The following is a 25,250-nucleotide window of genomic DNA, read 5'->3' on the forward strand; positions in this document are numbered from 1 at the left end:
CGGCCGTTCTGCTTTCGGGCGTAAGGTTTACGCCAGCGCCACTGGCAAGGCGCTCCAGCGCTGGCTAGAGAAGCGGTGTGAAGCATATAGCGATCATTGGCGCCGGACCGGCAGGTCTCATGGCTGCGGAAGCCGCTATTGAAGCAGGGGCGCAGGTATCGATCTATGACGCCATGCCAAGTGTTGCTCGCAAATTCCTCATGGCAGGCAAGAGTGGGCTGAACATTTCTCATAGCGAAGAGGCGGCGCTTTTCCGGTCTCGCTACCGCGCGCCGGATGCGCGTCTGGCCGACATGATCGAAGCGTTCGGGCCTAGCGATGTCGAGCGTTGGATGACCGGTCTTGGGATTGAAAGCTTCAAGGGAAGCTCTGGCCGGGTGTTTCCGGTGATGATGAAGGCCTCACCACTGCTGCGGGCATGGTTGGTGCGGCTACAGAGGGACGGCGCTCGCCTTCATGTGCGCCATTGCTGGCAGGGATGGGATGAGACCGGGGCGTTGGTGTTTGCGACGCCTGAGAAAGAGGTGAGGCTGGAGGCTGATGCGGTCATACTGACACTCGGTGGTGCGAGCTGGTCGCGACTTGGCTCGGATGGGGCCTGGGCAGATCTGCTGGCGGCCAAAGGTGTCGAGCTAGAGCCGTTCCAGCCTTCCAATTGCGGCTTCGAAGTCAGCTGGTCAGAACGATTGCTTAATGGGTTCGAGGGGGCACCGCTGAAGGGGGTGCGGCTGTCGGTTGGCGACCAGTCTGCTCAGGGCGATGTGATCATCACAAACAGAGGTATTGAGAGCGGGGCAATTTACCCGCTTTCGCCGAATCTCATAGGCCAGATTAGCGCTAGGGGGGGAGCAACACTTGAGGTCGATCTGCTGCCGGATGTTGATATGGATATACTGACAAGACGACTGGCTGCTGCGAACCCGAAAGACTCCAGCTCCAACCGACTACGCAAGTCGGCGCGTCTTGATCGCACGAAGATTGCGCTCGTCAACGAAATTGCGCGGGGCGTGCTACCAGCCGAGGCGGGTGACCTCGCCAGGTCTCTGAAGTCGTTGCCAGTTCGCGTGGATGGACCGGTGCCGATGGATGAGGCCATTTCGACGGCGGGTGGCGTGTCGTGGAGCGCGCTTGACGATCACTTGATGTTGAAAGCACTGCCGGGGGTCTACTGCGCTGGGGAAATGGTCGCCTGGGATGCACCAACCGGGGGGTATCTGCTGACAGCTTGCCTTGCGATGGGCCGGGCGGCGGGCAGGGCCGCAGCAGGTCATTAAAGCGCAGGCTGGATCGGCCCGTCGGCGCGGCCGTGGACGAACTGGTCGACATGATCATTGCCGGACCGGTCAATTTCGCTGGCCGGGCCGCGCCAGATGATCTTGCCTTCAAACAGCATGGCAATCTCGTCGGCGACCTTGCGGGCGGACGCCATGTCATGGGTGATCGTCACCGCAGCGGCGCCCAGCGCTTTCACCTGTTCGATGATGAGATCATTGATCGCGTCGGCCGTAATCGGGTCAAGCCCCGTGGTCGGCTCGTCGAAAAAAATGAGATCCGGTTCTGTGATGATGGCGCGGGCGAGGGCGACGCGCTTCTGCATGCCGCCTGATATCTCGGCTGGGCGAAGGTCGGCGACAGACGCACCGAGGCGAACCTTCTTCAAAGTCTCGACAGCCTGCTCCTTGGCATCAGTGCGCTTCATCCCGTCTGCGTTGAGCAGACGGAAGGCGACATTTTCCCAGACTGTGAGGGAGTCGAACAGGGCGCCGGACTGGAACAGCATGCCGACGCGGGACCGCATGGCCTCACGGGCTTTGCCCTGATCCTTGGTCACGTCTTTGCCGTCAAACAGGATCTTACCGGCGTCCGGTGTCATCAGGCCAAGCGCGTTCTTGAGCATGACTGACTTGCCGGAGCCCGACCCGCCAAGCACCACGAGAGAACGGCCGGGGGCGACATCAATGTCGACGCCGCGCAGGACATGGTTCGAGCCGAAGCCTTTCTGGACGCCTTTGAGTTCGAGAATAGGCTGCGTCATCAAATACCGATCTGCACGAAGAAGGTAGAGAGGATATAGTTGGCAGCAAGCACAAGGACTGCAGCGCCAACCATGGAAAGCGTGGCCGCACGCCCCACGCCTGTCGCGCCAGCCGACGACTTCGAGCCTTGATAGCAACCCATCAGCGCGATCACCATGCCAAAGATGACTGCCTTGATCAGGCCGACGACGACATCTTCCATGGTGAGGAAGTCGATAGTATTGCGCAGATAGGTCGTGGAATCGAAGTCGAGCGCATAGACGCTGACGAGCCAGCCGCCCATAACGCCGATTATGTCGGCGATCAGCACCAGGATTGGCAGGGTGAGTGCGGCAGCGAGGAAACGCGGCGCATATAGATAGCGGAACGGGTTGGCAGAAAGCGTCTTCAACGCATCGATCTGCTCGGTCACCTTCATGGCACCGATCTCTGCGGCGATTCCAGCGGTCACACGGCCGGCCAGCATCAGGCCAGTGATCGTCGCGCCAAGCTCGCGCGTGATGCCGAGGACGACGATGTTCGGAACGAACTGTTCAGCGCCGAAGCGATTGCCGCCGGTATAGATGTTGAGGGCGAGGGCTGCGCCGATAAAGACGGCGGACAGGCCGACGACTGGCAGGGAATAGAAGCCAATCGCAATGATCTGCTTCCACAGCTGGGTAAGGTTCCAGGGTGGGATCAGGGCAGACAGGGCCGTGCGCCCGGAGAAAAGCGACAGGCGGCCAATCTCTGCGAAAAGCGCAAGTGTACCGCGCCCGATCCAGGCGAGCGGATTGGGAATACCGCCGGATTTAGTCGTAGATGCGTCTGACACGATGGCCCAGTCCTGTTACTAATTCGTAGCCGACCGTGCCGGCGCGTCTGGCCTGCTCTTCGAGCAGGACCTCCGCTCCGATGAATTGGGCGAATGCTCCCGGCTTTGCAAGGTCCGCTGCCTGTGTGACGTCGATCGTAATGAGATCCATCGAGACCCGGCCGACGATCGGGCATACTATGCCGCCTAGTGAAGCGAAGCCTTTGTTGCCTGCCGCGCGCAGAAATCCATCCCCGTAACCAAGCGCCACAGTCGCCAGCGTTCGCGCCGTATCGAAGGTATGTGTCGCGCCATACCCTACCGTCTCGCCCGGCTGGACGGACTGTACCGTCAGGATAGGAGCTTCCAGTGTCATGCCAGGCTTTAGCTCGATGCCGTCGGGCAGCGGAGGCCCGCCACCATAGAGGCCGATACCTGGGCGCACGATATCGAACCCGTAATCCCGCCCCATGAAGCACCCGCCCGTATTGGCGAAGCTCTTGCGGGCGTGAGGGAAGTGCGATGCGGCGTCCTTGAAGCGCGCGAGTTGTTCGACGTTGATGGCGCGCGAGCGGTCATCGGAATCAACCAGATGCGACATGACATGTACTGGCGGCCTGCAGGCCGTGAGGCCTGCAAGCCCAGAAACGTCTTCCATCCGCACGCCAAGCCGGTTCATGCCTGTGTCTATGTGAACCGCATAGTCAGGCGCATCGGAGAGCGCGAGCCAATCCCTGATGGCTGGCAAGGCGTTCAGGACGGGTGTAACCCGGTGAGCGCGGACGAGGTCTGCGTCACAGGGGTCTGCACCATTGAATGCAAGAATGGTCGCATCAGCGCGTATGGCATTGCGGAGCTCTGCGCCTTCTTCGACATAGGCGACGAAGAAAGTCCGGCATCCAGCCTCGTGCAGGGCGCGCGCAACCCGGGCGACGCCGTGGCCATAGGCATTCGCTTTGACGACGGCGCCGGCTTTACTCTCAGGGACGAGTGCATCGATCGTGCGCCAGTTGGCGACGATGTTCTGAAGATGCACGCGGGCGCGGGGACTGAAACTCATTGATGCGGCATAGTCCGCCGCGCGGCTATGCGGCAACCCATTCTAGCCGAAGTCCGGTTCCGGCTGCTGACGTTTCAGATTGCCGAAGCGGGTCGTATTCGCGTCGAAGGCGAGCGTGACGCGCCCAATCGGGCCATGACGCTGTTTGCCAATGATGACCTCAGCGGTGCCGAGGACCTCATCCATGCGCTGACGCCACTTGGTCCATTTTTCCGCAGATGCCGGATCCTCGCCGCCGGATTGGGGTTCGGTCCGCTCAAGATAATAGGACTCGCGGTAGACGAACATGACGACGTCGGCGTCCTGCTCAATGGAGCCGGACTCGCGAAGGTCGGAGAGTTGCGGGCGTTTGTCCTCGCGCTGCTCGACCTGACGCGAGAGCTGGGAGAGGGCAATGACGGGGACGTTCAGCTCCTTGGCGAGCGCCTTGAGACCCATCGTGATCTGCGTGATCTCCTGAACACGGGAGTCGCTGGCTTTGCCAGTCGTTGAGGTCAGAAGCTGAAGATAGTCGATCACGACCATGTCGAGGCCACTGGTGCGTTTCAGACGCCGGGCGCGCGCGGCGAGCTGGCTGATAGAGATGCCGCCCTGGTCATCGATATAAAGTGGCAGGTTCTGAAGTTCCTCGGTGGCCTGGCGGATCTTTTCGAAGTCGCTGGCGTCGAGGTCGCCCTGACGGATGTGGTGGGCATTGAGGCCGGTTCGGTCTGCGATGATACGGGTGGCAAGTTGCTCACACGACATTTCGAGAGAAAAGAAAGCAACAACAGCGCCTTCGACGGTTTTCTTTGACCCGTCGGGCTGGGCTTCGCGTCGACAGGCCTGCGCCGCATTGAACGCGATATTGGTCGCGAGCGTCGTCTTGCCCATGGAGGGACGACCCGCGAGAATGACGAGGTCAGACTTGTGGAAGCCGCCAAGCATCGTGTCGAGATCGTCAAGCTGGGAAGCGACACCGGCAATCTTTCCATCCCGTTTGAAGGCCGCCTCTGCCATGGCAAGCGACTCTTTCAGGGCGGTCGAAAAAGAGTGAAAGCCCCGGCCGGAAGAGCCCCGGTCAGCCAGATCGAAGAGTTGGCGTTCGGCGAGCTCAAGCTGCTTGTCACCGTCTTCTTCTGGCTCCGGCTTGAAGGCACGGTGCTGGACCGTCGCGCCGATGTCGATCAAATCTCGGCGCATGGCGAAGTCGCGGATCATGCGCGCATAGTCGGTGATTTCAGGACCGAAGGCGGCCGAATCGAGCAACTCTGCGAGATAGGACGCGCCGCCGATTTCCTGAAGCTTGTCGGCTTTCTCGAAGTGCTCGCGCAGCGTGATGCCGTCGGCCACACGGCCGCCCTGGATCATGGTCGAGCAGACTTCGAAGATCTCCTGGTGAGGGATGGAATAGAAGTCGGTGGCGCGCAGAATGTCCGCGACACGCTGGAACGCATTATTGTCATAGAGAATCGCCCCGAGCACGCCGGCTTCAGCCGACAGATTGTGCGGTGCTTCGACCGACTTGGGCGTGTTGGACATATCGTTCATGCGCGTGTCCCCGAAAAGGTTCTTACCGATGGGTTAACTTTACGCCTGAGTGGGGAAAGATTGCAGGCTTGACTTACATAGAAACAGACATCGTCCACAGCTCAGATGAGTTCTGTGGAATACACCGATTCGGAGCCACGTGATTCGCGGTTTCGTCGGGTGCGCAAACATTCAGACCGAGCGCTTGGAGGGTCAAAGAAAAAGGCCGCACCCGGAGGGCACGGCCTTGATCAAGGTCTGGCGCAAGACGCCCGGAAGCCTACTCCTCTTCAGGAGCTTCGCGAGTTGCTTCCTCGCGCTCTGCGCTGGCTTCAGCCAGTTCAGCAGATTGCTCGGCTGCGGCGCCTTGTTGTTCAGCGTGGATCGTCTCGATGACGTTCTCGCCTGCTGCCTGACGCTCAGCTTCTTCCATTGAGCGGGCGACGTTCACGGTGATGTCTACGAGGACTTCCGCGTGAAGCCGGATGCCGAGCTCGTAGATGCCGATGGTCTTGATCGGCTGGTCGAGCTTGATCTGACCGCGGCGGACCTTGAAGTCTTTCTCAGCCAGCGCATCGACGATGTCGCGGGTCGAGACGGAACCGTAAAGGTTGCCGGTGTCGGAAGACTGGCGGATGAGCACGATTTCTGCGCCGTCGAGGCTGTTGCCTGTCTGGGCGGCTTCTTCGCGTGCGTCTGCGTTGCGCTTCTCGATGAGGTCACGCTCTGCGGCGAAACGGGCGCGGTTACGATCGTTTGCGATCAGCGCCTTGCCACGTGGCAGCAGGAAGTTACGGGCAAAGCCGTTCTTCACAGTGACTTCTTCGCCAAGCTCGCCAAGGTTTTCGACGCGTTCAAGAAGGATGATGTCCATGTGTCAGTCCTCCTACTTAACGGTGAATGGCAGAAGCGCGAGCATGCGGGCGCGCTTGATGGCGCGGGCAAGCTTACGCTGGTTCTTGACGTTCACTGCAGTGATCCGTGACGGGACAATCTTGCCCTTCTCGGAGATGTAGCGCTGCAGCAGTTTCACATCCTTGTAGTCGATCGCAGGGGCGCCTTGGCCCGAGAACGGATCGACCTTGCGGCGGCGGTTGAATGTACGCCGAGCAGGGATGTTGGTGATGTTGATATCACCGTGATTGTTTTCTGAAGACATAACTCTCGCTCCCTAGTCCTTGCGGCCCTTGCGACCCATCATCGGGGACGGCTCTTCGTCCAGCTCTTCGACCTTGATCGTCATGTAACGGATGACGTCGTCGGAGATACGGTGACGGCGCTCGAGCTCGTGAACGGCGGCTGCTGGGCCGTCGATGTTGAGCAGGGAGTAGTGTCCCTTGCGCTGCTTGTTGATCGGGTAGGAGAGGTTGCGCAGACCCCAGTATTCGGTCTTGCCGACCTTTGCGCCCTGGCTTTCCAGCCATTGGCCAAGCTCTTCGATCTGGCTCTCGACCTGGGCAGGCGAGATGTCCGGACGCGAGATCAGCACGTGTTCATAAAGTGCCATGTTGGTCTTTCCCTTGGAGTTCAGAATGCGGCGCTGGAACGCGGGAAGACGTTCCGGCGATGGCCCCTGCATATCCGGCTCATTCCGGACACCAGGACCGCACCCCGTGTGAAGAGGCGGCTTAAAGCCCACTCTGCAGGTAAAATCAAGGCGCGAAGCCCAGTCGTGTCAGGCGTTGTCGGGCGTCATGATGGCCGCCAGTTCCGTACCGTCCACGCCATCCTTTGCATATCCGAAGGTGCCAGTCTCCAGAAGTTCGCGTCCAGCTCTGACCAAGGCGCCGTGCGCGGCGTTTGACAGGCTCGACCCAAGGCTGATGCGACGTATTCCAAGCGCAGCGAGATCTGCGACGGATACAAAACCATCGAAGGGGCCCATCAGAACGTTGAGCGGTCGATCAATGGACGCCAGCACCGAACGGATGTCTTCCAGGGATCGAAGGCCTGGCGCATAGAGTACGTCAGCCCCGGCCTCCTGATAGGCCTGAAGCCGGCGGATGGTGTCGGCGAGGTCAGGCAGGCCCGTGAAGAAGTTTTCAGCTCGGGCCGTAAGCGTAAAACGGAAGGGCAGGGATCTCGCGGCCTCGGCAGCGGCCGCAACGCGATCGCGCGATTGCTCCAGATCGTATTGCTCGCCAAGTTCCGAGCTGAAATCTTCGACCGAACCTCCGACGAGCCCGGCTTCAGCTGCGAGTCTGATCGTCTCAGCGCAGGTGTCTGGAGCGTCGCCGAAGCCATTCTCCAGATCGGCCGTGACCGGGATCTTTGTAGCATCGCACAACGCCTTTGCATGAGCGAGCACCATGTCGCGCGTGACTTCATAGTCCTGAAGGCCAAGCGAGGTGGCGAAACCTGCGCTTGTGGTAGCGAGTGCTTTAAGTCCCATGCCCTGAAGGATCTTGGCAGACCCCACATCCCATGGGTTCGGAATGATGAAGCAGCCTTCGCGCTGAAGGGCCTGAAACGCTTCGGCTTTTCGATGCTGGTCAGTCATTGCCTGGTCTCTTTCGTTGTGCCCACTCAGCGATGGCGCAAGGCGCGGTTCGACTCCACCCGATACTTGCGCATTGCCATAGGGGCTTCTAGCAAAGCGCCGCATAAGAACGAGATTCATCAGAAGGGCCGAACCGCATGACCAAGTTCGCGTTGATTTTCCCCGGACAGGGCAGTCAGTTCATCGGCATGGGCAAGGACCTTGCCACTGCCTATCCCGAGGCACGGGAAGTTTTCGAGACGGTGGACGCTGCGCTTCAGCAGGACCTGTCCCAACTGATCTGGGAAGGTGATGAAGCGGAACTGAAGCTGACGGCGAACACGCAGCCAGCCCTTATGGCCGTTAGCGTTGCTGCGATCCGAGCGCTGCAGACACACGGCATTGGCCCAGACAAGGCGGCGTTCGTGGCAGGCCATTCACTTGGTGAATATTCCGCGCTGGCCGCAAGCGGCGCCATCGAACTCGCCGATGCAGCGCGCATCCTGCGCATTCGTGGGAATGCCATGCAGGCCGCCGTGCCACCGGGTGAAGGCGCGATGGCTGCACTGCTCGGCGCAACGCCGGAGCAGGCGGTCGCGGTCTGTGAGCTTGGCCGGGCTGAGGGCGGCATCTGTGAAGTCGCCAATGATAATGCGCCGGGGCAGATCGTCATTTCCGGCTCAAGGGCCGCTGTCGAACTCGCGGCTTCCAAAACGGGTGGTGTCGGCATCAAGAAGGCAATGATGCTGCCGGTAAGCGCGCCATTCCACTGCTCAATGATGCAGCCTGCCGCCGATGAAATGATGAAGGCGCTGTCAGAGATCGAGATCAAGGCGCCGTGCGTGCCCGTAATTTCCAATGTCACCGCAGAGCCGACGTCGGACCCCGTGGCGATCCGGCAGCACCTGATTGAGCAGGTCTGCGGTCAGGTCCGCTGGCGCGAGAGCGTTGAGTTCATGGCATCTCAGGGCATTGAACTGACAGTTGAGGCGGGCGCCGGAAAAGTGCTTAGCGTCATGAACCGGCGCACGGCCAAGGAAATTGAGGGGCTGACACTGGGCACCCCTGAAGACATAGAATCGGTTGCTAAGCGTCTCGGCTAAGGCGACAAGGGTCGAAACCGAGAACGAGACGGCAGAAGCCGCAAGCAAGGAAGGACGAGCCGCATGTTTGATCTCAGCGGACGCACAGCGCTGGTAACCGGGGCCTCCGGTGGCATTGGCAGCGCAATTGCGAAAGCCCTGTCTGAAGCAGGAGCAAAAGTTGCCCTGTCCGGGACGCGTGAAGGCGTTCTGGAAGAGGTGCGTTCTGGCCTTCCGGGCGAAGGTTTTGTCGTCACGGCCAACCTTTCCGACGCTGAATCTGTCGACAGCCTTGTCAGCCGCGCCGAAGAAGCTGCAGGCAGCCCGCTCGACATCCTGGTCGCCAATGCAGGCATCACGCGCGACAAGCTGCTCATGCAGATGAAGCCTGAAGACTTTGATGATGTGATGAACGTCAATCTCGGCTCTTACTACCGGCTCACAAAATCGGTCGTGCGGGGTATGATGAAGCGCCGCCATGGCCGCATAATCGGGATCACGTCCATCGTTGGCGTGACCGGCAATCCAGGACAGGCGAATTACTGCGCGTCCAAGGCTGGCATGATCGGCTTCACCAAGGCGCTCGCACAGGAAGTCGCAAGCCGCGGCATTACCGCGAACTGTATCGCGCCCGGCTTTATCGAATCACCGATGACGGATGTTCTTCCGGATGCGCAGAAAGAGGCGCTTCTTGGCCAGATTCCCTCAGGAAAGCTCGGCCAGGGCAGTGATATTGCCTCGGCTGCGGTCTATCTTGCTTCGTCAGAAGCGTCCTATGTTACAGGCCAGACACTGCACGTGAATGGCGGCATGGCGATGATCTGAACGAGGGTGCCCAACAGTTGCAGCCCTTGGCGTTCTCTTTATCAGTGTGCTAACGGGCAACCCAAGACAAATAGTCTTCCTATCAGACATTATGAGAGAGGTTTTCCATGTCTGACGTTTTCGAGCGTGTTAAAAAGATCGTTGTCGAGAATCTCGACGTTGAAGCGGACAAGGTGACGGAATCGGCGAGCTTCATCGACGATCTCGGCGCAGACTCCCTGGACCTGGTCGAGCTGGTCATGGCTTTCGAAGAAGAATTCAACATCGAAATCCCTGACGACGTTCAGGAGAACATCCGTACTGTTGGTGACGCTGTCACCCACATCAAGGCTCACGTCTCTTAAGAGGGTTAGCTGATGCGCCGTGTCGTCATTACCGGGATTGGTCTCGTTTCTCCGCTAGCTAGCGGACGCGAGGCCACGTGGGAGCGTTTGCTCGCAGGCAAGTCTGGAGCAGGTCCTATCGATCTGTTTGATACAAAGGACGTGCCTTGCAAGATCGCTTGCCAGGTACCTTGGAATGACGGCACCGGCCGCGGCGGCGGCAGTGCCGACGATCCTCACTCATTCGATCCGGACAAGGCGGCGAGCGCAAAAGAGCGCCGCCGCATCGACGAGTTCATTCTATATGCGCTCGCAGCAGCCGACGAATGTGTAGAGGATTCCGGCTGGAAAGCTGAAACCGACGAGCAGAAGGAGCGCACAGGCGTTCTGATCGGCTCTGGAATTGGCGGCCTCCAGTCCATCTACGACACGGCCATCACACTGCACACCCAGGGTGCGCGTCGTGTGAGCCCATTCTTCATTCCGTCAGCACTGATCAACCTCGCTTCCGGCCAGGTCTCTATCCGCCACGGGTTCAAGGGGCCGAACCACTCTGTGGTGACGGCCTGTGCGACTGGTGCGCATGCCATCGGCGACTCGGCTCGCCTCATCCAGTATGGCGACGCCGACCTGATGCTGGCTGGCGGCTCGGAAGCTGTGATCTGCGAAATCGGCATTGCCGGCTTCTGCGCGGCGAAAGCCATGTCAACTAACTTCAACGACACGCCAGAAAAAGCCTCCCGACCTTATGACAAGGACCGGGACGGGTTTGTGATGGGCGAAGGCGCCGCAATCGTGATGCTCGAAGAGTATGAGCACGCAAAGGCGCGTGGTGCGAAGATCTATGCGGAAGTCGCAGGCTATGGCCTGACCGGCGATGCCTATCATATCACGGCACCTGCAGAAGGCTCCGAGGGCGGTTATCGCGCCATGAAAATGGCGCTGGATAATTCCGGCCTTGATGTGACCGACATCGATTACGTCAACACGCACGGCACCTCGACGCCGAAGGGTGACGAAGGCGAAATCGGTGCAGTCGAGCGACTGTTCGGTGAGCATGCGAAAAATCTGTCCCTATCCTCCACAAAGTCTGCCGTTGGCCACCTTCTTGGGGCGGCAGGGGCGATCGAGAGCGCATTCTGTGCGCTGGCGCTGCGTGATCAGGTCATGCCGCCGACGCTCAATCTGGATAATCCAAGCGTTGAGACGGAAATCGATCTCATTCCGCACAAGGCCAAGAAGGGCAAGGTTCGTGCAGCCATGTCCAACTCGTTCGGTTTTGGTGGCACCAATGCGTGCCTCATCCTCAAACAGGCTGACTAGTTCCCTAAGCGAAAAAGCTCAGGCAAGGTAAAGTCAGCCTGTATCATGGGGGAGTAGATATGCGGTTCATCAAGGCGCTTCTGGCGATTGGATTCGTGCTGGCTGGCCTCGGCGCAGTTGGGGCTATTGGCGGCTGGTTCTGGCTGCAGAACGAAATCAGCGAACCGGGACCGCACGCAGAAAGCGCTGTGTTTGAAGTGCGCCAGGGTGACCATGTCGGCGGCGTTGCTCAGCGTCTGGAAACCCAAGGCGTCATTTCAAATGCTGATATCATGAAACTGCATGCGCGGCTCTCGGAGCAGCAAGCCGGTCTCAAGGTTGGCGAGTATGCTATTCCGCCGCGCGCAAGCATTGCCAGCATCATGGAGTTGCTGGTTTCCGGCGATGTCATCACGTACCGGCTTACCGTGCCTGAAGGCCTGACGACGGCGCAGGTCCTGCGTATCGTCGAGAACCATCCGGAACTGGAAGGCGATATGCCGGAACGCGAGATCGCCGAGGGCACGCTTCTGCCGGATACGTATATCTTCTCCGCAGACAAATCGCGCACATCAATGATCGAGCGGATGGAGAAAGCTCAGGATGACCTGCTCGAAGAGCTCTGGCCGCAAAGAGCCGATGATCTTCCAATTTCCACGATTGAGGAGGCGGTCATTCTTGCTTCCGTGGTTGAGAAAGAAACTGGTAGCGCCGAGGAGCGACCCCTGGTGGCTGGTCTTTTCACCAATCGCCTGCGGCGCGGTATGCGTCTCGAAAGCGACCCCACGGTCATTTATGGCGTCTCACGTGGTGAGCCACTCTATCGAACGCTGAACGGAAAACGTGTGCGTCGTACGCTGTATCGTTCTGAACTGGACCGGGTCACCGACTGGAACACCTACGAGATCGATGGCCTGCCGAAAACCCCGATCTGCAATCCGGGACTAGACGCAATTGCTGCTGTGCTGGACCCGCCGGAAACCGATTACATTTTCTTCGTTGCGGATGGGACGGGTGGCCACGCATTTGCGGAAACTCTGTCCGAGCACAATCGTAACGTTGCGGCTTACCGCGCGTATGAACGCCGCGAGATCGCGCGTGAGCGAGGTCAGGAGTGAGTGCGCAAGTCTCTTCAATGACAGGGTTCGCCAGAGTAACTGGCGAGGCGGACTGGGGCAGCTGGGCGTTTGAGGCCAAGAGCGTCAATGGTCGCTCGCTGGATGTGCGCGTGAACGTACCAGGTGGGTTCGAAGAGGTCGAACGCGCGGTCAAGCAGACGGCTTCCAAATTGTTCGCCCGAGGGAATCTCCAGATTGGTCTGAGGATTGAGGTCGCAGGCGGTGCCGAGACGCTCAGCGTAAATCATGATGTGCTACAGCAGCTTCTGCGCGACTTCGAAAAGGCCTCTGGTCACGCGGCCGATCGTGGGGCCATTGCGTCCCTTATGGGCATCAAGGGTGTGGTGGAAACAGGCCAGAGCTCTACACGTGCTGTCGCTAGCGATGAAGTTGTTTTAGCGCTTCGAGCGGGCGGTGATGAACTCATCGGTCAGCTCAACACAGCGCGCCTTGAAGAGGGACAGGCCCTCAAGAACATGCTGAGCGACTATCTTGATGAGATGCAGCGCGGCGTTGCGCAGGCTGAAGCGCTCGCAGGTGACCAGCCAAAGCTTCTGAAGGCACGCTTGGAGAAGCAGCTTGCTGAGCTAGAGGCCGGCGACAAGGTTGATGGCGAACGCCTTGCTGCAGAGATAGCCCTGTCTGTTGCGAAGGCGGACGTACGTGAAGAGCTCGACCGTCTGCGCGCCCATATAGAAAGTGCTCGTGGGCTGTTGGAACAGGGCGGCCCTATTGGTCGCAAACTCGACTTCCTGTCGCAGGAGTTCAACCGCGAGGCCAACACACTCTGCTCAAAGTCTGCCAGCCTCGATTTGACGAATGCGGGACTCGCGCTCAAAGGCCTCGTAGATCAGTTCAAGGAGCAGGCAGCAAATGTCGAATAGCGGCCATCCAAAAGACGAGGGCGAGCGCAGGGGCCTGATGCTCGTCATTTCTTCTCCATCCGGCGCGGGCAAGACCACGCTTTGCAAGAAGCTGATGGAAGAATTCTCCGACATCAAACTGTCGGTTTCTGCTACGACTCGGCCAGAGCGACCGGGTGAGGTTGATGGCAAGGACTATCACTTCAAGTCTGTCGACGAGTTCCGCACGATGATCGCGCAGCGCGAATTTCTGGAATGGGCACTGGTCTTCGACAATCTCTATGGGACGCCGCGCGCTGATACCGAGGCATTGCTTTCATCCGGCCATGACGTGCTTTTCGATGTCGACTGGCAAGGCGCGGACGCACTGCATGACCAGATGCCGCGGGACGTCGTTTCAGTCTTCATCCTGCCGCCAAGCATCGAAGCCTTGAAATCGCGCCTCGCAGCCCGGCCGGGTTCAACCGATGAGATCGTCGAGCGCCGCATGCGGGATGCGAAAGCCGAAATGCGTCACTGGCGCCGCTATGACTATGCGATCGTCAATGACGACCTTGAAATAGCCTATCAGAGACTGAAGCGCATCCTTCTGGTTGAGCGTCTGAAGCGTCTGCGTCAGCTTAGCCTTGAAGACCATGTGCGCGAGTTGATGGGCGAAGCGTGATCGCGCACAGGCCGTAAGAACACCATTCCATTTCAGGGGGCGAGAGCCAATCCATGACCACCAACTTCAATAGCAGCACACCCGCTCTGGACGGCATCTATGCAGCGCTTTTTTCAGCGTCCGAAGAGATCTATGCCGAATTGAAGAAAGGGGCCGGGCTTAAGTTTGCGACATCAAGCAATGAATCTGGTGACGATCAGATCGAGCTGGACGTCATCGCAGATGAAGCCTTCTTCAATGCGCTAAAGACAGACGGCAATGTCCGCTATGTCGTGTCAGAAGAACGCCCCGGCTTGAACAAGATCTCTGACGGGCCGTACAGCGTCGCACTGGATCCTCTGGACGGATCGAAGTCGGCGCTTGTCGGCATTCCTTCCGGCGCGATTTTCGCAATCTTCAAGAACGCTGAAATCGACGCTGACTTCAATGGAAAGAACATTGTCAGCGGCGGGTTCTTTGTCTTTGGCATGAACCTTGAGGCCTATTTTGCTGATGGTGACAAGGTCTACAAAGGCATGTTCGACGGCGCTGAGTGGACGGTCATGCCGATTGAAGGCGGCTTGCCCTCCGCAGACGTTCTCGCGATCAACGGACAGAACCAGACCGTCTGGCCGAAGTGGCTACAGCGTCATTATGCAAGCCTGCTGGACACCAAGGGCGGTACCGTAAAGCCGCACAATATGCGCTGGTATGCCTCCATGGTGTCGGACATGAAGCGCATGGTGTTACAGGGCGGCCTGTTTGCTTACCCGTCAGCGAACATCAAGGGCTATGAAGAAGGCAAGCTTCGCCTCGTCTACGAAGCCATTCCGATGGCGTTCGTAATCCAGGCGATGGGTGGTGCTTCGACGAATGGTGAGCAGTCGATTCTGGATATGCCCGTGGAAAAGCTCCACCAAAAGACCCCAGTCTTCATCGGCGAGAAGAGCAAGATTGCCGCTGTCGAAGCCGCCAGAAAAGCAGGTCCGGCCGACGACTAGGGACCATCAGGCGCTTGCGAGCCTTTCGGCCAGCGCCCTGAACTCGTCCTGCGTCAGTGTCTCGGCGCGTGCAGTCGGATCGATATTGCAGCTCTCCAGCCACTCGGTTGCGTCGATCCCACGGGTCTTGGCAAGCGCTTTCAAACTGGCCCGCAGCATCTTGCGGCGCTGACCGAAAGCGGCGGTCGATACTTTTTCAAGCGTTTCAAGATCAGCGAATCGCTTGTCCGGCTGGAGCGGCGTGAGGACTGCGACCGCACTGTCCACCCTGGGCGGTGGGCGGAAGGCGCCGGGCGGCAGCGTGAAGGCGATATGAGCGTCGCAAACGGCATGTGTGAGAACGGCCAGGCGGCCATAATGTGGCGTGCCGGGGCCAGCGACGATGCGTTCAGCCACTTCCTTCTGGAACATAAGCGCCATTTCACCGCGCCAGTCTCCGGTCTTGAGCCAGTCGACGAGAAGCGGCGTGCCGACATTATAGGGAAGGTTGGCGACGATCATCGCAGGCATGCTGCCGCCGGACTCTTCGATAATGGTGGTCCAGTTTATTTTTCGGGCATCGCGCTGGTAAACGCGGAGGCGGCCATCGACCGCTTCGGGCCATGTTTCAAGTGCGACGGCAAACCGCTCATCGGCCTCGACGCAGATGAGTTTCGCGGCACCTTCATTGAGCAAGGCGCGCGTTAGTCCTCCCGGGCCAGGGCCGACTTCTATTATTGTGCGGCCCTTCACGGGACCAGCTGCAAGCGCTGTGCGCCGCAAGATATCCGGGTCGAACAGGAAATGTTGGCCGAGCGCCTTGCGGGCAGGGGCTTCGGTAAGTCTTGGCAGTTCATCCGTCATGGCGGGCCCTCTGTGCGGCCATCTCGCTGGCAAGGCGAATGGCAGCGATCAGGCTGTCGGGTCGTGCGGTATTCGCAGCAGCGGCGTCATAGGCCGTGCCATGATCCGGGCTGGTGCGGATGATTGGCAAACCAAGTGTCGTATTTACCCCGCCCCAGATGTCGAGCGTCTTTACCGGTATGAGCCCCTGATCGTGCGTCATGGCGATAACCGCGTCGAAACGGCCATCCAGTGTTTCTGCGAATATTGTGTCGGCAGGACGTGCGTTGGAAACATCAATGCCATCGGCGCGAAGTCGGTCTGCGACGGGGTTGATTATGTCACGCTCCTCCAGCCCGATTGTCCCACTTTCGCCTGCATGCGGATTGAGGCCCGTGAGCCCGATGCGCGGCATGCCGATACCGAAATCGCGCTGCATGGCCTGCGCCGTAATCCGGATCACCAATTCAAGAGACGTTGAAGTCAGATGGTCCAGGACACGCATCAGCGGCACGTGGATGGTTGCAAGCGCGACCCTGAGGCCGCCCCCAACGAGCATCATGACTGGCGGGCTCGGTTGACCAGTATGCGCTTCACAGAGCTCAGCAAGGTATTCAGTGTGGCCTGGATGGCGAAAGCCGGCCGAATACAGGACTGATTTAGAGATCGGATTGGTGACAACCCCGCCGGCATGACCTGCAAATGTGTCGGCCATGGCGCGGTCGATGCTTTCGACAATGCCCGCTGCCAAGCCGCTGTCGGGCGTCCCCGCCGAGAAACGGGGTAGGTCAGTTCCCAGCGGCAGGACAGGGAGCTTGTCGGCAAACAGGCGTGCTGCGTCCGCGGGGTGATCGATGACAGCAGCCGCGTTTCCAAAGATGGCTGGATCACCCGTTACATAGAATGGGGTGACGCCAGATTCTGCAGAAAGCGTTTTCCAGGCTCGCAGTGTAATTTGTGGCCCGCAGCCGGCCGGGTCGCCCATGGTAACGGCGAGCGGCAGGTCCTCAGAATTGGCCATGGGATATCCGGACTGTTAGCTGCCGCGCTGGATGATCGTAGCTTCGCGGCGCAGATTGCGGAGTGAACGCTGGGAGATCATCTGAAGTTCACGCCCGAACAGACGGTCTTCCATCTCTTCGCGGGTCGGAACGGCGGCCCCAGACTGACGACGGTCGCAGACATACATTACTGCGAGGGTGCCGGAGGTCGCAAAGACCTGGGTCGGCTGGCCAACTGACACTTCGCTGATCATGTTCTGACCTTCGGCGCCAAGATCCTCGACGCGAATATCGGTCAGCTCATTGGCGCTGAGATTAGGGTCAGCATCCGCGGCTTCGATTGCGGTCTGACAGCTATTCGCCTGGCTCGCTGCGTCGCGAAGCGCGTCTTCTGATCCGTCGACGACGGCAAGACGCACCAGGTCAACACGGGTCTCAAGTTCGTTCGGGTCGCGCTTGGCCTTGTAGTTGATGAGGTAGATACCGTCGGACACGGTAATCGGCTCGGAGATGCCAGGGCCGCTCATATTGCGAACGGCTTCTGCAACTTCAGGGTCGATGTCATCGAGCGCCACCCAGCCCATATCACCGCCAGCTGCGGACGTAGGTGCCGAAGACAGTCGTTGGGCAGCAAGCGAGAAGGGGGCACCGGCCTCGAGTTGCTCCAGAATGGTTCCTGCACCTTGCAGCGCCTGCGCCTTGTCCTGCTCGGTTGGTGCGTAGAGAAAGATTTCGTCGAGGTTGTACTGAACCTGCGTCAGCGCATTCCGCTGTTGCTCGATAGCTTCGTCAATCTGGTTGCGTGAGATGCGAATACGCGAGCCATAGAGACCACCCATGATGCGGCGCCAAGCGATCTCTGCGCGCATTTGCTCTTCCAGGCTGGTCGGATTCACGCCGGATTGCAGCAGAACATTTACGAGGCCGTCCCGGTCGAGACCTGACTGGCGCGCCATGTCGGCGATGGCGCGATTGATGTCATCCTCGGAGACTTCAACCTCATACTCGGCCGCTTCCTGAAGTTGCAGCTTTTCGTCGATCAGCTCATCCAGAGCCTGCGACGTCACCTGCTGGATCTGCTGTTGAGTCGGTTGCTGTGCACCCAGCGTAAGCAGCAGGAGGCTGCCGCGCTCTCGCACATCGCTATAGGAGATCGGCTGATCGTTCACGATCGCGACGATGCCCTCGATCGTCTGCGTTTCGCTCTGCGCCATGGCAGGCGCTGAAAGAGAGCTGGCAGTAGCGGCTACAAGCGCGGACGCCATAAGTGTTTTCATCATCGCAAACCTCCAAGGTGACGCGGTAGACAGTGCTGTTCCCTTGCCCATGCGAAGCATACCCAGCATCAGAGCACGCGCAACGGTGTGCACTCAGTCAGACTGGTGGTTGCCCGGGACGGACTAGTCGAAATTGCGGGACCCCAATTCACCGATTGTCTTGAAGCCAAAGCGGAACACAATCGATTCCGACGGGCCAAGTTCGCGGTTTTGTGTGCCCTGGCGTTCGTAGACGAGTTCGAAGCGTGAGCATTCGTCTTCATACCCTATGCCGAAGCCCTGGCGAATATTGAGGTTCTGCTCAAACTCCCGCTGAAGTTCGAACAGAATGAGAATGTTATCCCGCACGAAGACTTCACCAAGCAGGAAGAGGCCTTCCTGGCGGACGCCTGATCGCGCGATGCTCTCATCGAGCCGGTAGTAGATCGCCTTTGTCCGGGCGAAATCTTCAATGTCGATATTGAGCGCGGTATCAAGACGGTTGATGTCGAGCGTGTCATCGTCAAGCCGCAGCTTGGTGTCGATGCTGAAATAGTCATTGAACTCGACAGACGCGCTGACCAGCCAGTCACTCACCGTACCATCGAGGTTGCTCGGCACGTCGAAGGCCGGATCTGCTTCGCTGCGCCAACGGCGGCCGACAAGACCCGAAATTTCGAATCCGTTTTTCCAGCGCGCCGTCGCTGAGATGCCGGCGCCAAGCTTCTTGTCGCCTTCGTACAGGTCATAGCCCGCCTGCGCATTCGCATCGAACAATGAGGAAGTGTCGAGTTCATAGAACGCGCCATCCTCCACGGGTATCTGCTCATCATTCGGGCTGCCGGATGAAATCGCACCCATGACGATAGGCTCGACCAGCAGGTCGACATTGCGGCCGGGACGGTAGAAGGGCATCGAAAGCTTGACGCCTGTCGATCCGAGCGCACGCGAAATAGTGGTGCTTTCATCAACCGTCGGAAAATCATTCACGTCGTAATAGTCAAAACGCGCTTCCGCGAAGGGCTCCACGATAAGGCCGCCCGGTATGATGCGCTGGGTCGACCAATTCGCGCCGGCAGAGGCGCGGCGGCTGTCGGCGCCTTCGACACGCTCGAGGAATGCGGCAGAACCGGTAAGGCTGAGGAAGCCATACTTGCCGAAGTCCACATCATACTGTGAGTTGATCAGAGGCAGAACGTCCGCGATGCGGTCCTCGGCGATACCTTGAGCCTGCAGGTTATCGAACGTCTGGACCGAGGCGTCGACATACCAGTTTTTCGTCTGGCCCTGCGTGTAGAGCTGCGAGAGAAGCGTTTTAGGCTGGCTGTAATAGATGCCACGGCGATCATTCTCGCCATCGACGTCATAGCGGTCGGTGTAGAGGTCGTCGCTGGCTTCCTCGACCGCAAAACCCCAGTCCCAGTCCTCGGAAATGCGGAAACGGCCGTCAGCAAAGAAGTGTCCGCGGAACGCCTTGTTATTGAGCCGCTCACCATCGTCGTCGAAGCGCGCTTCGTTTGTGAAGCTGAAGTTCATGTTCACGTCGCCGCTATAGAAGCGCTTGCGATAGTCGAATTCCAGGCGCGGATCGATCTTGGTGTAGAAGGCCGGCGCGACGACGAGGTCTTGATAGGGCGAGATTGCCCAATAATAGCGTGGCTGAAGGAAAGCACCATACTTCGTCGAGGCACCGAAGCGCGGGACAAGAAAACCCGATCGGCGTTCGGACTGTGGGTCCGGGTGGGCGAAATAAGGGAAATAGGCGACGGGAACGCCCGCAATTTCGAACACGGCGTCCCGATAGGTGAACATGCCGGTGTCTTCGTTGAGAACGGCTTTGCGCGCACGGATGGACCATGTTGGGGTCGTCTGGCCTTCACAGAGTTCACACGCAGTGAAAACAGCACGGTCCAGTTCAGTGATTGTTTCGTTACGGCGTTCAGCCGTATTTGCGGCAGCGGACTCACCCTCTGGTGTGCGGATTGAAAAGCCTGTCGCAAAGCCGTCGACCAGACGGGAATCCGTTTCGATTTCTTCGGCAAAACGCTCGGTGCCATCAGGCTCAGTAATAACGATGTTGCCTTGCGCGCGAACACGTCCGGTTTCGCGATTATAGGTCAACCGGTCTGCGGTGAGGACGCGCTCGCCATATTCGGCGCGCACATTGCCCTCAGCGACGACCAAATTCTCATCTTCAAGGACGTAGGCATTGTCTGCATCAAGGATCACACGCTCTTCGGCAACGGTGTCATCCTGAGCGGAAACTTCCTTTGTTTCCGGTTCCTGCGCGAGGGCTGGAAGCGCAGCGGTGGCGACTAGCAATGACGCAAGAGAAATCTTCAAACTGGCCATCTCGCCTCCCCTCGATACGAACAGGTTTCCTTGAATTCGCATAAGCGCAGTCCCGGTACAGGTCTACACTTCTAACCAGCGTGAAAGGGACTTTCCTGACTTTCTGGCTGATTTGTACAGCGAAGCTATTAACTATACCCGCGAAGCTAGTCCACCCGCATGGGTCAAGGCGCGGCCTTCCAGTTCAAGTTCCATCAACCGCGCGGCGCACTGCCTCGCTGTGCAACCGGTGGCACGGGCGATGTCTGCGATCGGCAGCGGTGTCGGAGAGAGGGCTTCGACGATCCTCTCTGTGAGGCCATCATCATCGCCTGCCCCGGAATTGTCAGGCGGGTCGAAGGGCAGGGTTGGGTGGAACCTTACCGTAGTGTCTTCGATCTGCGAGGCGACTGCTTCGAGTGCATCTTCAGCGTGGCGCACCAGTGTTGCGCCTTCACGTAGCAAGCGATTGGTGCCGGCTGCGCGCCTGTCCAGCGGCGAGCCGGGGACAGCCATGACTTCGCGGCCCTGTTCACCAGCCATACGCGCTGAGATAAGTGAACCTGAACGCTCGGTCGCTTCGACCACGACGGTGCCAACTGCGAGCCCAGTGATGATACGGTTTCGGCGAGGAAAGTCTTGCGCCGTCGCACGCCGGCCGAAAGCGCGTTCCGACACAACCAGCCCGTTACTCACGATTTCATGATAAAGCGCTTCGTGCTGGGGCGGGTAGATCTGGTCGACGCCGCCCGCGAGCACCGCAATCGTGCCTGTGGGAAGTGCTGCCTGATGGGCTTCGCCATCAATGCCGCGCGCCAGACCTGATGCAATTACAAGGCCCGCCTTGCCAAGCGAGGCGGCCAGTTCGCGCGCAATCTTGCGACCGGCCGCCGAAGCATCGCGTGCGCCGACAAGGGCAATCGCGGGGCGCTCAAGCAAGCTGATATCACCAAGAACTGTAAGGACAGGCGGTGGCGGCGACAGTTCGCGAAGACCTGCTGGGTAGGCCTCATCCTCAGACAGGAGCACCGTCGCCCCTAGCTGCGCGGCATCGTCCAGTTCGCGGCGCGCCGAATCAAGACTGGCGCGAATTCCTGCGCGTTCGACGGCCTCTTGGGGCGAACCATACTTCGCCAGAAGCTGAAAGAAAGTGACGGGCCCGACCTGCGGCGCACGGGCCAGGGCAAGCCAGTAGACGCGCTGCTCGTCTCTATAGCCGGCGCTCAAGCGGTGTCTTTCTTCTTCTGTCCGAACTTCGGTTCGGTACCAGATAGGAGGCGCTTGAGGTTGGCGCGATGGGTCCAGAACACGAGGGCACTCAGCACGACGAGGACACCGACGGCGAACTGTGTCTCTCCGAGCAGCCAGGCTCCGACAGGCACCAGCGTCGCCGCTGTGAGGGCTGCCAGTGACGAAATGCGCGAGAGGAAAAACACGGCCAGCCAGATCGGCGCGGCAATCAGGAAGCCTTTCCAGGAAGCGAACAAAAGCAAGCCTGCATAGGTCGCGACGCCCTTGCCGCCCTTGAAGCGGAGCCAGATCGGGTAGCAGTGGCCGATGAACGCAAAGACGCCCGCGATCAGGCCGACATTCCGGTCGCCGAAGACGAGGGCGAAACCAACGATGGCGAGGCCCGCCTTGAAGCTATCGAGGAGGAGCGTGGCGAGTGCCAGATCCTTCCGGCCCGTGCGCAGGACATTGGTCGCGCCGATATTGCCGGAACCGATTTCACGAATGTCGCCAAGGCCGGCTGCGCGTGTAATGAAGAGGCCGAACGGGATCGAACCGAGAAGGTAGCCGCCGAGGGCCGCGATAATGAAGGCGATGCCGTCCATAAGAATGTTTCCTGACAGGATGTTAGCGGCGGGGAGGGGTTTTGTGTGCGTGTCTTTGTGTGAGGTCAAGACGCAGTGCGAAACGCGCGAATGGCTTTAACCATCGCTTTGCCGTTGATTACTATAGGATTGGGCGATGATGACAGCTGACAGTGACACCGTTCAGATTTTGCCTGCCCGGGAGAAGATCCTTCAGGCGACACTGGACCTGATCCCCGACTGGGGCGCAGACCGGATCACGCACAGGCTGGTATCGGCAGAGGCCGACGTCTCGCCCGGGACCATTACCTATCATTTCGACACCATAGACGCGCTGCTGTCTGACGCCTTCCGGCTTTATATGGCCGATTATGAGGCGGGGTTGGTCGAAGCGCTTGAGGCCAAGCCGCTGCGATCATCACACGATATCGTACAGTTCCTTATGATGCTGATTGCGACTTCACCGGAGCGAGCTGACCTCGCGCGCATCGAATATGCAATGATCGCCTATGCGCAGCGCGATGAGCTTCTGCAGCAGGAAGTTGCAGCGTGGGCAGAATTGTTGCCTGCCCAGTTTTATGAAGCGCTTCGGCGGCTGGGAGATCAATATCCTGATATGTCGGCGAGCCGGCTTGTTCGCTACTGCCGGGGGATCGAGTTCGACGTGTTGTCGCGCGGGCTTTCGGTCGACCTTGTCGAGGTTGAGGGCGAACTCCTGTCTCTCCTCGACTTCTGACGTCTATCTCTGGAAGACGGTTTCGCCCTCTATGATGGTGTGCATGACCCGGCCGACCATGCGGCGCCCATCGAAAGGCGAGTTCAGAGATCGCGAGAGCAGATTTTCACGCTCACAGTGCCAGGGCTTGTCCGGGTCAAACAGGATGAGGTCAGCAGGCAATCCCTCAACCAGACGGCCTTGCGGTACGCCAATGAGACTTGCGGGTGACGCCGTCACCGGGCGCAGCGCGTCGAGCAGGTTGAGCCGCTCATCCTGAACCAGGACGAGAAGCGCCGACAGCACTGTTTCGAGCCCGGCCGCGCCAAAGGCGGCTTCGCCAAAGGGAAGACGTTTTTCTTCCGGTGGCTGTGGGTCATGCGCGGAAACGACGGCATCGATTTCGCCGGCAGCCAGAGCATCAATGAGCGCTTGCCTGTCGTCCTCATTCCGGAAAGGTGGATTGACCTTGCAGTAGGTAAGATAGTCGCCGACGTCGGTCTCATTGAAGAAGAGATGATGGGCTGCGACGCTGACATAGACTTCCACGCCGCGATCGCGGGCCTCGCGGATGATTTCGAGGCTGCGTGCGGTGGATACCTGATCGACGAGGAGCCTGCAGCCAGTTGCCTCGGCAAGAAACAGGTCGCGCGATAGGCCAATCCATTCCGCTTCGCGCGGCAGGCCGGATAGGCCCATGCGCGCAGCCCGGGCGCCTGTATTCATGACGCCCCGTGCTGACAAGGCATAGGTATCGGCGCGGCTTGAGACCATGACATTGCAGCTGGCGGCATAAGCCATCGTACGCCGCAGGACTGATGTGTCCCCGACTGGCCAGTCGCCATTTGTGAAGAAGACCGCGCCTGAGCCCTGCATCAGACTGATTTCTGACATGGCCTGGCCCTCCAGGCCGATGGTCAACGCGCCGGCTGGGTAGATACGGGTCTTTGATGTTTCGCGGCCGCGGTTCGTGATGAACTGAACGAGGGCGACATCATCAATGACGGGTTCGGTGTCCGGCATGACGACCATGCTCGTCACTCCTCCAGATACAGCCGCGCGTGAAGCAGTCTCGAGCGTTTCGCGCTGTTCACCGCCGGGTTCGCCGGTCTTCACGCGAAGATCCACGAGACCGGGCGCGAGGCACAAGCCCGACGCGTCAATCAGCGTGTCGGCTTCGCCAGCAATGTCGCCGATGGCAGCGATTTTGCCATCCTCGATGAGAAGGCTTCCCGTCTCATCCCGTCCGGACGCCGGGCAGAGGAGACGAGCATTCGTGATCAGAGTCCGGCTCATACGCGTCTCCCGGCGAGCAGTTTCAACACAGCCTCGCGAACCGCGACCCCCATTTCGACCTGCTGGGTGATAACAGAGCGGTCTCCATCAGCGATCGCGCTTTCGATTTCGATGCCACGGTTCATCGGGCCCGGATGCATGACGGTTGCGTCGCTGGCAGCGCGAGCAAGGCGCTCTCTGGTGAGACCAAAATTTCGGAAATATTCGCGCTGGCTCGGCAGGTAGGCGCCGTTCATGCGCTCCATCTGCAGACGCAGCATCATGACGACGTCGGCGCCTTCTATGGCGTCATCGAAGTTGTGCGTGGTGCGGGCGGCGCCCCAGTGCTCGGTCCCAGATGGCAGAAGTGTTGCTGGCCCGCAGAGGGTAATCTCTGCGCCAAGCAGGTGCAGGGCCAGTGTCGTAGAGCGTGCAACACGCGAGTGCAGGATGTCGCCGCAAATAGTGACCTTCAGCCCTTCGACCCGGCCCTTGGTGCGCCGGATGGTCAGCGTGTCCAGCAATCCCTGCGTTGGATGCTGATGGGTGCCGTCACCGGCATTGATGACCGCGCAGTCTACCTTTCGGGAAAGGAGTTTCACCCCACCCGAGGCTGAGTGGCGGATCACGATGGCGTCGGGAGACATCGCGTTGAGCGTCATTGCCGTGTCGATCAGCGTCTCACCTTTCTTGACGCTGGACTGGGCGATGGGCATCGCCACGACGTCTGCACCAAGGCGTCTGGCCGCGATCTCGAAGCTGGACATGGTCCGGGTCGAATTCTCAAAAAAGAGATTGATGACCGTCATGTCCTTGAGGTGCGGATCTGGCCTGCGGCCGGCGCGCGTTGCCTCTGCAAACTCTTCGGACAGATCAAGAATATGTTCGATATCGAGCCGGGACAGGTCCTCAATGCTCAATAGATGCTTGTGATCAAACTTGTAGCTGTAGCCCGGAATGGACATGCGCTGCCTTTCGATTTTCGGCGGTTTAGGCGCGATT

The 25,250-nt window shown here is 59.4% G+C and carries 26 protein-coding genes; 10 read left to right on the forward strand and 16 right to left on the reverse strand.

Annotated elements, in window-relative coordinates:
* The first annotated feature begins 77 nt into the window (after positions 1-77).
* On the forward strand, positions 78-1,274 hold the full coding sequence (locus O4G74_RS12325; RefSeq protein WP_269402910.1) for a TIGR03862 family flavoprotein: 1,197 nt from the start codon (positions 78-80) through the stop codon (positions 1,272-1,274).
* Here the strand turns inward: O4G74_RS12325 and O4G74_RS12330 are convergent.
* The 8 genes from O4G74_RS12330 to O4G74_RS12365 form a co-directional block, all read right to left on the reverse strand.
* Complete coding sequence (locus tag O4G74_RS12330; RefSeq protein ID WP_269402911.1) at positions 1,271-2,035, reverse strand: ABC transporter ATP-binding protein; 765 nt, start codon at positions 2,033-2,035, stop codon at positions 1,271-1,273. The genes O4G74_RS12325 and O4G74_RS12330 overlap by 4 nt on opposite strands.
* Positions 2,035-2,850, reverse strand: coding sequence for an MlaE family ABC transporter permease (locus O4G74_RS12335; protein WP_269402912.1), 816 nt, complete (start codon positions 2,848-2,850; stop codon positions 2,035-2,037). Before O4G74_RS12335 ends, O4G74_RS12330 begins: the two co-directional genes overlap by 1 nt.
* Complete coding sequence (gene alr / locus O4G74_RS12340; protein ID WP_269402913.1) at positions 2,828-3,889, reverse strand: alanine racemase; 1,062 nt, start codon at positions 3,887-3,889, stop codon at positions 2,828-2,830. The genes O4G74_RS12335 and alr overlap by 23 nt, the downstream gene beginning before the upstream one ends.
* Positions 3,890-3,931: 42 nt before the next feature.
* The gene (locus O4G74_RS12345; RefSeq protein WP_269402914.1) at positions 3,932-5,419 is read right to left on the reverse strand and encodes a replicative DNA helicase; all 1,488 of its coding nucleotides are present in this window, start codon (positions 5,417-5,419) and stop codon (positions 3,932-3,934) included.
* 259 nt (positions 5,420-5,678) lie between these two features.
* A complete protein-coding gene (gene rplI / locus O4G74_RS12350) occupies positions 5,679-6,272 on the reverse strand; it encodes a 50S ribosomal protein L9 (RefSeq protein ID WP_269402915.1) in 594 nt (197 codons plus the stop codon).
* Between the two features lie 12 nt (positions 6,273-6,284).
* Complete coding sequence (gene rpsR, locus O4G74_RS12355; RefSeq protein WP_269402916.1) at positions 6,285-6,557, reverse strand: 30S ribosomal protein S18; 273 nt, start codon at positions 6,555-6,557, stop codon at positions 6,285-6,287.
* Between the two features lie 12 nt (positions 6,558-6,569).
* The gene (rpsF, locus tag O4G74_RS12360; protein WP_119454120.1) at positions 6,570-6,905 is read right to left on the reverse strand and encodes a 30S ribosomal protein S6; all 336 of its coding nucleotides are present in this window, start codon (positions 6,903-6,905) and stop codon (positions 6,570-6,572) included.
* A gap of 168 nt (positions 6,906-7,073) precedes the next feature.
* Entirely contained in the window at positions 7,074-7,898 is an 825-nt protein-coding gene (locus tag O4G74_RS12365; RefSeq protein WP_269402918.1) for an isocitrate lyase/PEP mutase family protein, read from the reverse strand.
* Positions 7,899-8,035: 137 nt separating this feature from the next.
* On the opposite strand from O4G74_RS12365, the gene fabD reads away from it, so the two are divergent.
* The 8 genes from fabD (at position 8,036) to O4G74_RS12405 (ending at position 15,034) form a co-directional block, all read left to right on the forward strand.
* A complete protein-coding gene (fabD, locus tag O4G74_RS12370; protein WP_269402919.1) occupies positions 8,036-8,980 on the forward strand; it encodes an ACP S-malonyltransferase in 945 nt (314 codons plus the stop codon).
* A gap of 63 nt (positions 8,981-9,043) precedes the next feature.
* Positions 9,044-9,784, forward strand: coding sequence for a 3-oxoacyl-[acyl-carrier-protein] reductase (fabG, locus tag O4G74_RS12375; RefSeq protein WP_269402920.1), 741 nt, complete (start codon positions 9,044-9,046; stop codon positions 9,782-9,784).
* A gap of 107 nt (positions 9,785-9,891) precedes the next feature.
* Complete coding sequence (locus O4G74_RS12380) at positions 9,892-10,128, forward strand: acyl carrier protein (RefSeq protein WP_119380175.1); 237 nt, start codon at positions 9,892-9,894, stop codon at positions 10,126-10,128.
* Between the two features lie 12 nt (positions 10,129-10,140).
* Positions 10,141-11,430, forward strand: a complete 1,290-nt coding sequence (fabF, locus tag O4G74_RS12385; protein WP_269402921.1) for a beta-ketoacyl-ACP synthase II — start codon at positions 10,141-10,143, stop codon at positions 11,428-11,430.
* 59 nt (positions 11,431-11,489) lie between these two features.
* Positions 11,490-12,527 carry an endolytic transglycosylase MltG gene (mltG, locus tag O4G74_RS12390; RefSeq protein ID WP_269402922.1) on the forward strand — a complete coding sequence of 346 codons (1,038 nt, stop codon included), beginning with the start codon at positions 11,490-11,492 and terminating at the stop codon, positions 12,525-12,527.
* Between the two features lie 17 nt (positions 12,528-12,544).
* On the forward strand, positions 12,545-13,411 hold the full coding sequence (locus O4G74_RS12395; RefSeq protein ID WP_269402923.1) for a YicC/YloC family endoribonuclease: 867 nt from the start codon (positions 12,545-12,547) through the stop codon (positions 13,409-13,411).
* Positions 13,401-14,054: a guanylate kinase gene (gene gmk / locus O4G74_RS12400; protein ID WP_269402924.1), complete on the forward strand. Its 654-nt coding sequence runs from the start codon at positions 13,401-13,403 to the stop codon at positions 14,052-14,054. The genes O4G74_RS12395 and gmk overlap by 11 nt, the downstream gene beginning before the upstream one ends.
* A gap of 53 nt (positions 14,055-14,107) precedes the next feature.
* On the forward strand, positions 14,108-15,034 hold the full coding sequence (locus O4G74_RS12405; protein ID WP_269402925.1) for a class 1 fructose-bisphosphatase: 927 nt from the start codon (positions 14,108-14,110) through the stop codon (positions 15,032-15,034).
* 6 nt (positions 15,035-15,040) lie between these two features.
* Here the strand turns inward: O4G74_RS12405 and rsmA are convergent, their stop codons facing one another.
* From rsmA to plsY, 6 genes are all read right to left on the reverse strand, one after another.
* On the reverse strand, positions 15,041-15,877 hold the full coding sequence (gene rsmA / locus O4G74_RS12410) for a 16S rRNA (adenine(1518)-N(6)/adenine(1519)-N(6))-dimethyltransferase RsmA (protein ID WP_269402926.1): 837 nt from the start codon (positions 15,875-15,877) through the stop codon (positions 15,041-15,043).
* Positions 15,867-16,877 carry a 4-hydroxythreonine-4-phosphate dehydrogenase PdxA gene (pdxA, locus tag O4G74_RS12415; RefSeq protein ID WP_269402927.1) on the reverse strand — a complete coding sequence of 337 codons (1,011 nt, stop codon included), beginning with the start codon at positions 16,875-16,877 and terminating at the stop codon, positions 15,867-15,869. The genes rsmA and pdxA overlap by 11 nt, the downstream gene beginning before the upstream one ends.
* A gap of 15 nt (positions 16,878-16,892) precedes the next feature.
* On the reverse strand, positions 16,893-18,137 hold the full coding sequence (locus O4G74_RS12420; protein WP_269402928.1) for a peptidylprolyl isomerase: 1,245 nt from the start codon (positions 18,135-18,137) through the stop codon (positions 16,893-16,895).
* Between the two features lie 120 nt (positions 18,138-18,257).
* On the reverse strand, positions 18,258-20,465 hold the full coding sequence (locus tag O4G74_RS12425) for an LPS-assembly protein LptD (protein WP_269402929.1): 2,208 nt from the start codon (positions 20,463-20,465) through the stop codon (positions 18,258-18,260).
* A gap of 132 nt (positions 20,466-20,597) precedes the next feature.
* A complete protein-coding gene (gene dprA, locus O4G74_RS12430; RefSeq protein ID WP_269402930.1) occupies positions 20,598-21,671 on the reverse strand; it encodes a DNA-processing protein DprA in 1,074 nt (357 codons plus the stop codon).
* Positions 21,668-22,279 (reverse strand): glycerol-3-phosphate 1-O-acyltransferase PlsY, encoded by a 612-nt coding sequence (plsY, locus tag O4G74_RS12435; protein ID WP_269402931.1) that lies wholly within the window; start codon positions 22,277-22,279, stop codon positions 21,668-21,670. The genes dprA and plsY overlap by 4 nt, the downstream gene beginning before the upstream one ends.
* A 136-nt stretch (positions 22,280-22,415) precedes the next feature.
* On the opposite strand from plsY, the gene O4G74_RS12440 reads away from it, so the two are divergent.
* Positions 22,416-22,994, forward strand: coding sequence for a TetR/AcrR family transcriptional regulator (locus tag O4G74_RS12440; protein WP_269402932.1), 579 nt, complete (start codon positions 22,416-22,418; stop codon positions 22,992-22,994).
* Positions 22,995-22,997: 3 nt separating this feature from the next.
* On the opposite strand, the gene O4G74_RS12445 is transcribed toward O4G74_RS12440, so the two are convergent.
* Both O4G74_RS12445 and O4G74_RS12450 read right to left on the reverse strand, forming a co-directional pair.
* Entirely contained in the window at positions 22,998-24,269 is a 1,272-nt protein-coding gene (locus O4G74_RS12445) for a dihydroorotase (protein ID WP_269402933.1), read from the reverse strand.
* Entirely contained in the window at positions 24,266-25,213 is a 948-nt protein-coding gene (locus tag O4G74_RS12450; RefSeq protein ID WP_269402934.1) for an aspartate carbamoyltransferase catalytic subunit, read from the reverse strand. The genes O4G74_RS12445 and O4G74_RS12450 overlap by 4 nt, the downstream gene beginning before the upstream one ends.
* Positions 25,214-25,250: the final 37 nt, after the last annotated feature.

The sequence above is a fragment of the Henriciella marina genome (assembly GCF_027213945.1).
In the GTDB taxonomy this organism is placed as follows: Bacteria; Pseudomonadota; Alphaproteobacteria; order Caulobacterales; family Hyphomonadaceae; genus Henriciella; species Henriciella marina_A.

What these genes read in the sequence shown, in the direction of transcription:
- mltG (WP_269402922.1), top strand. Translation starts at nt 11,490, where the DNA reads ATGCGGTTCATCAAGGCGCTTCTGGCGATTGGATTCGTGCTGGCTGGC.
- O4G74_RS12330 (WP_269402911.1), bottom strand. Translation starts at nt 2,035, where the DNA reads ATGACGCAGCCTATTCTCGAACTCAAAGGCGTCCAGAAAGGCTTCGGC.
- rplI (WP_269402915.1), bottom strand. Translation starts at nt 6,272, where the DNA reads ATGGACATCATCCTTCTTGAACGCGTCGAAAACCTTGGCGAGCTTGGC.
- O4G74_RS12345 (WP_269402914.1), bottom strand. Translation starts at nt 5,419, where the DNA reads ATGAACGATATGTCCAACACGCCCAAGTCGGTCGAAGCACCGCACAAT.
- O4G74_RS12425 (WP_269402929.1), bottom strand. Translation starts at nt 20,465, where the DNA reads ATGGCCAGTTTGAAGATTTCTCTTGCGTCATTGCTAGTCGCCACCGCT.
- alr (WP_269402913.1), bottom strand. Translation starts at nt 3,889, where the DNA reads ATGAGTTTCAGTCCCCGCGCCCGCGTGCATCTTCAGAACATCGTCGCC.
- fabG (WP_269402920.1), top strand. Translation starts at nt 9,044, where the DNA reads ATGTTTGATCTCAGCGGACGCACAGCGCTGGTAACCGGGGCCTCCGGT.
- O4G74_RS12405 (WP_269402925.1), top strand. Translation starts at nt 14,108, where the DNA reads ATGACCACCAACTTCAATAGCAGCACACCCGCTCTGGACGGCATCTAT.
- O4G74_RS12380 (WP_119380175.1), top strand. Translation starts at nt 9,892, where the DNA reads ATGTCTGACGTTTTCGAGCGTGTTAAAAAGATCGTTGTCGAGAATCTC.
- O4G74_RS12365 (WP_269402918.1), bottom strand. Translation starts at nt 7,898, where the DNA reads ATGACTGACCAGCATCGAAAAGCCGAAGCGTTTCAGGCCCTTCAGCGC.
- pdxA (WP_269402927.1), bottom strand. Translation starts at nt 16,877, where the DNA reads ATGGCCAATTCTGAGGACCTGCCGCTCGCCGTTACCATGGGCGACCCG.
- O4G74_RS12450 (WP_269402934.1), bottom strand. Translation starts at nt 25,213, where the DNA reads ATGTCCATTCCGGGCTACAGCTACAAGTTTGATCACAAGCATCTATTG.
- rpsF (WP_119454120.1), bottom strand. Translation starts at nt 6,905, where the DNA reads ATGGCACTTTATGAACACGTGCTGATCTCGCGTCCGGACATCTCGCCT.
- plsY (WP_269402931.1), bottom strand. Translation starts at nt 22,279, where the DNA reads ATGGACGGCATCGCCTTCATTATCGCGGCCCTCGGCGGCTACCTTCTC.
- rsmA (WP_269402926.1), bottom strand. Translation starts at nt 15,877, where the DNA reads ATGACGGATGAACTGCCAAGACTTACCGAAGCCCCTGCCCGCAAGGCG.
- O4G74_RS12445 (WP_269402933.1), bottom strand. Translation starts at nt 24,269, where the DNA reads ATGAGCCGGACTCTGATCACGAATGCTCGTCTCCTCTGCCCGGCGTCC.
- O4G74_RS12420 (WP_269402928.1), bottom strand. Translation starts at nt 18,137, where the DNA reads ATGATGAAAACACTTATGGCGTCCGCGCTTGTAGCCGCTACTGCCAGC.
- fabD (WP_269402919.1), top strand. Translation starts at nt 8,036, where the DNA reads ATGACCAAGTTCGCGTTGATTTTCCCCGGACAGGGCAGTCAGTTCATC.
- gmk (WP_269402924.1), top strand. Translation starts at nt 13,401, where the DNA reads ATGTCGAATAGCGGCCATCCAAAAGACGAGGGCGAGCGCAGGGGCCTG.
- rpsR (WP_269402916.1), bottom strand. Translation starts at nt 6,557, where the DNA reads ATGTCTTCAGAAAACAATCACGGTGATATCAACATCACCAACATCCCT.
- fabF (WP_269402921.1), top strand. Translation starts at nt 10,141, where the DNA reads ATGCGCCGTGTCGTCATTACCGGGATTGGTCTCGTTTCTCCGCTAGCT.
- O4G74_RS12395 (WP_269402923.1), top strand. Translation starts at nt 12,545, where the DNA reads ATGACAGGGTTCGCCAGAGTAACTGGCGAGGCGGACTGGGGCAGCTGG.
- O4G74_RS12440 (WP_269402932.1), top strand. Translation starts at nt 22,416, where the DNA reads ATGATGACAGCTGACAGTGACACCGTTCAGATTTTGCCTGCCCGGGAG.